We start from the raw sequence: 362 nt of genomic DNA, 5'->3' as shown, positions 1-362 counted from the left end.
CGACGGCGTGCGGCAACGGGGCTCCTTCGGGTGGCGGGTCAGCGGTTGAGGTCGAGCAGGGTGGCCATACCCGCCACCACGGACGGCGCGACCCGGTAGTACACCCAAGTGCCCCTGCGCTCGCTGGTCAGCAGCCCGGCCTCGCGCAGCTTCTTCAAGTGGTGGGAGACGGTCGGCTGGGACACCCCGACGTCCTGGATGTCGCATACGCACGCCTCCCCGCCCGGGTGTGAGGCGATCTTCGAGAACAGCCGCAGCCTCACCGGGTCGGACAGCGCCTTGAACATCGCGGCCATCAGTACCGCGTCCTCGGCCGACAGCTCCGCCGAGGTGATCGGCGGGCAGCAGGGCACGGCCTTGGG

At 70.4% G+C, this 362-nt stretch carries 1 protein-coding gene; it reads right to left on the bottom strand.

Annotated features, from left to right (window positions below; genetic code table 11):
• Nucleotides 1-38: 38 nt before the first annotated feature.
• Nucleotides 39-353 (bottom strand): ArsR/SmtB family transcription factor, encoded by a 315-nt coding sequence (locus PUR61_RS13385; RefSeq protein WP_443035164.1) that lies wholly within the window; start codon nucleotides 351-353, stop codon nucleotides 39-41.
• Nucleotides 354-362 lie beyond the last annotated feature (9 nt).

This window comes from Streptomyces sp. BE20 (assembly GCF_036322525.1).
Taxonomy (GTDB): domain Bacteria; phylum Actinomycetota; class Actinomycetes; order Streptomycetales; family Streptomycetaceae; genus Kitasatospora.
The sequence above is the reverse complement of the archived record's forward strand: the minus strand, read 5'-3'. Positions and strand labels throughout refer to the sequence as shown.